The 4,256-nt window shown below is 67.3% G+C and carries 3 protein-coding genes; 2 read left to right on the top strand and 1 reads right to left on the bottom strand.

The features are described 5' to 3' along the window. A partial coding sequence (locus tag RMO40_RS23115) for an alpha/beta fold hydrolase (protein ID WP_309725950.1) occupies positions 1-637 on the bottom strand: 637 nt, incomplete at its 3' end. Positions 638-829: 192 nt separating this feature from the next. On the opposite strand from RMO40_RS23115, the gene RMO40_RS23110 reads away from it, so the two are divergent. Next, complete coding sequence (locus RMO40_RS23110) at positions 830-1,801, top strand: glutathione S-transferase C-terminal domain-containing protein (RefSeq protein WP_309725949.1); 972 nt, start codon at positions 830-832, stop codon at positions 1,799-1,801. A gap of 139 nt (positions 1,802-1,940) precedes the next feature. Continuing rightward, positions 1,941-4,256 (top strand): pyruvate dehydrogenase (acetyl-transferring), homodimeric type (gene aceE, locus RMO40_RS23105; protein ID WP_309725948.1); only part of this gene is annotated, 2,316 nt, incomplete at its 3' end.

The raw sequence follows: 4,256 nt of genomic DNA, 5'->3' as shown, positions 1-4,256 counted from the left end.
CGCTCCAGGTGCTGACGATGTCGATCAGCTCGGCCTTGGGCGCGGCGGCGTTGGCGATGTCGCTGTCGCGCACCAGCTTGCTGTCGAAGCTGCCTTCGGGGCCGAACATCAGCGCGTCTTTCACGGGTGGCGGCATCTCGACGGTGGGGGTGTCGGGCAGCTGCTCCCAGAGCGGCTTGTGCTCGGGCGGGGTATTGAGGCACATGCCCGAGAGCGCAATGCCGATCAGCGGGAACTCGGGCTTGTGCTCGGCAGCCCGCGCGGCGATCGCAGCGGTGATCGCGCCACCGATCGAGTGGCCGATGATGAAGATGCCGCTGGTGCCGGCACCAAAGCGCTGCCATGCGTCTTTCAGCGCACGCGACAGGTGGCGGGCCTGGCCTTCGACGGTCATCTCGCTCGGGGCGAGCGAGAGGCTGTTCACATAACCCGGCCGGTCGGGCGCAATCAGCGGAATGCGGTTGGCCACAGCCGCCTCGAACAGCGAGGCACCGGGCACGTCGAAGTAGGCCGAGGTGTAGGTGCCGCCGTGCAGCGCCACGACCAGCGGTGTGCGCGGGGCGAGCGCGCCGCTGGGCTTGTGGAAGCGGCCCGACAGCTCGCCAAAGAGTGAGGTGGTTTGTTGTGATGCGCTCATGCGTGTGTCTCCAGATCGTTATCGACAGGGGCATCGTAGAAAACTGGCGGGGCGGCGTTGTTCAACCTGATGCCGTGTTTTCCCGGGTGGGTGTGATGCCTCGGCCTTATCGCCAGGCGCTCGCCGCCATCTTCCAAGCTGGCAGGGCGGGCACTACGGTGTGGTCCCCTCTGCTCTCGAAAGTCATAGACCATGACGCCCTCTTTGCACACCCTGGTGAACGAGGCGCGCTCCGCGCTGAACAGCGCCGGCGCACGGGTCGGCCCGCAGGCGCCGGGCACCCCCCGCTACGAGCTGTTCAGCGCACCCGCCTCGGTGTGCTCGCAGAAGGTTCGCGCCGTGCTGGCTCAGCACGACCAGGCCTACCTGTCGCATTCGGTCGACCTCTTTGGCGGGCAGACCTACCTGCCGGCCTATGTGCGCCTGCGCTTGATCGGCTGCGACGACATGGGGGCCGCGCTGGTGAGCCACCATTCGGGCAGCACCTCGGTCGCATACGGCGGGGGCTGCGATGCGGCGGTGGTGCCCACGCTGGTCGACTGGGAGATGGGCGAGATCGTGGTCGACTCCAAGCGCATCTGCCACCACATCGACGCCCACGCCGACCACAAGCCCTCGAGCCTGCGCCCGACCCATCTGGCCGCGCGCATCGACGAGCAGATCGACATCATCGACAACCTGCCCAACTACCAGATGCTGAGCGGGCTGCCGCCCGGCCTCGACCGGCGGCCCGACGCGCTGCGCGGCAAGACGGGTGTGGCCTTTGCGCTGAGCAAGGTGGAGCGCTGCGACCGCTACCTGGCCGAGCACGCCGACGATGAGGCCCTGGTGCGCGCCTACCGCGCCAAGCGGGCCAAGGAGCTCGATGCAGCCCGGCAACTCTTCACTGAATCTGCAATGCGCACCGCCTATGCCAAAGCCGAGGCTGCCTGCGATGCGCTCGAGCAAGAGCTCAGCCGGGCGGGCACCGAGTGGCTGCTCGACGACCTGGTGACCCTGGCCGATCTCTACTGGGGGGTGGAGCTGACGCGCATGCACAACCTCGGTGCCGACACCTTCTGGAAAGACGGCGCCCGGCCCGCCTTGGCCGCCTACGCCGAGCGCACGAGAGAGCTGCCCGCCATTCGCCAGGCCATCATCCACTGGCCCGGCGCCTTGTTCTGACCCGGGGGCAGGGCCACGCGGATCGGGTGGTTCAGGCCAAGCCGGCGGCATCTTCTGCTGCCACGATGTGCCCTCACGAGCACAAGCGATCACACATGCCGCGCCGTGCGGCCTAAAGTCCGCTGATCCAGGAGACACCATGAGCGACCCCGCAATCCAGCCCTACCTCACCCCGGTCGACAGCGACCCGCAAGAAACCGCCGAATGGCACGATGCCCTCGCCTCGGTGCTGCAGGCCGCCGGCCCGCAGCGTGTGCGCGAGCTGATGAGCATGCTGGCGGCCACCGCGCGCGATCCGTCCATCGGTTGGCAGCCGCTCTGGGGCACGCCCTACGTCAACACCATACCGGTGAACCAGCAGCCGGCCTTCCCCGGCGACCTGGCCATCGAGGAGCGCCTGGCCTCGCTGATGCGCTGGAATGCGCTGGCGATGGTGGTGCGCGCCAACCAGGCCTATGGCGAGCTGGGTGGCCACATCGCAAGCTATGCGAGTGCGGCCGATCTGTTCGAGGTGGGCTTCAACCATTTCTTCCGCGCGGGTCAAGAAGCGGCGAAAGACGACCTCGTCTTCTACCAGCCGCATTCGGCGCCCGGCGTGTACGCACGCGCCTTTCTTGAAGGGCGATTGAGCGCGAAAGACCTCGCCCATTACCGGCAGGAGATCAGTGCACCCGGCGCGCAGGCGCAAGGCCTGTGCAGCTACCCGCACCCCTGGCTGATGCCCGACTTCTGGCAGTTCCCCACCGGCTCGATGGGGCTCGGGCCCATCAGCTCGATCTACCAGGCGCGCTTCATGCGCTACCTGCACCACCGCAAGTTGCTCGACACCAGCAGCCGCAAGGTGTGGGGTGTTTTCGGCGACGGCGAGATGGACGAGCCCGAGAGCATGAGCGCCCTCACGCTGGCCTCGCGCGAGAAGCTCGACAACCTGATCTGGGTCGTCAACTGCAACCTGCAGCGCCTGGACGGCCCGGTGCGCGGCAACGGCCGCATCATCGACGAGCTGGAGAGCCTGTTCGCCGGGGCCGGCTGGCGCGTCATCAAGCTGGTGTGGGGCTCCGACTGGGACGGCCTCTTTGCCAGCGACCGCGACGGCGCACTCGCCAAGGCGTTCTCACAAACCGTGGACGGCCAGTTCCAGACCTTCGCCGCAAAAGACGGCCGCTACAACCGCGACAACTTCTTCGGCCAGAACCCGCAGCTCGCCGCACTCGCCCAAGGCCTCACCGACGAACAGATCGACCGCCTGAAGCGCGGCGGCCACGACCTGGTGAAGATCCACGCCGCCTACCACGCGGCCATGAACACCGTGGGCCAGCCCACCGTGATCCTCGCGCAGACCAAGAAGGGTTACGGCATGGGCGACGCCGGCCAGGGCCGCATGACCACGCACCAGCAGAAGAAGCTGGAGCGCGAAGACCTGATCGCCTTCCGCAACCGCTTCAACCTGCCGTTGAGCGACGAGCAGGCGGCCACGCTCGAGTTCTTCAAACCAGCCGACGACAGCCCCGAGATGCAATACCTGCATGCGCGCCGCACGGCACTGGGCGGCTACATGCCCAGCCGCCGCACGCGGGCGCAAGGCATCGAGGTGCCGCCGCTTGCCAGGTACGGCGAGTTCGCGCTGAAGGCCGAAGGCAAGGAGATGAGCACGACCATGGCCTTCGTGCGCATGCTCACCAACTTGCTGAAAGACAAGGCCCTGGGCCCGCGCGTGGTGCCCATCGTGGCCGACGAGGCGCGCACCTTCGGCATGGCCAACCTGTTCAAGCAGGTGGGCATCTATTCGAGCGTGGGCCAGACCTACGAGCCCGAAGACATCGGCTCGGTGCTGAGCTACCGCGAAGCCACCGACGGGCAGATCCTCGAAGAAGGCATCAGCGAAGCCGGCGCCATCAGCAGCTGGACGGCCGCCGCCACCAGCTACTCGGTGCACGGCCAGGCGATGCTGCCCTTCTACATCTACTACTCGAAGTTTGGCTTTCAACGCGTGGGCGATCTGATCTGGGCTGCGGCCGACCAGCGCTCACGCGGCTTCTTGCTCGGCGCCACCGCCGGCCGCACCACGCTCGGCGGCGAAGGCCTGCAGCACCAGGACGGATCGAGCCTGGTGCAGGCCGCGATGGTGCCCAACTGCCGCGCCTACGACCCCTGCTTCGCCGGAGAATTCGCCGTCATCCTCGACCATGGCATGCGCAGCATGCTGGAGCGGCAGGAAGACGCGTTCTATTACGTCACGCTGATGAACGAGAACTACGCGCAGCCCACACTGCCCGATGGCGTGGAGGGCGATGTCATCAAGGGCCTCTACCGCTTCGCTGCGCACAGCGTGAGATCAGCGCGCGGCCAGGTGCGCCTGATGGGCTCGGGCACCATCTTGCGCGAGGTGATTGCCGCGGCCGAGTTGCTGGCGAGCGACTGGAACGTCGAAGCCGAGGTCTGGAGCGCCACCAGC

Origin of the sequence: Rhizobacter sp., assembly GCF_031412075.1 — a bacterium.
In the GTDB taxonomy this organism is placed as follows: Bacteria; Pseudomonadota; Gammaproteobacteria; order Burkholderiales; family Burkholderiaceae_C; genus Rhizobacter.
The sequence above is the reverse complement of the archived record's forward strand: the minus strand, read 5'-3'. Positions and strand labels throughout refer to the sequence as shown.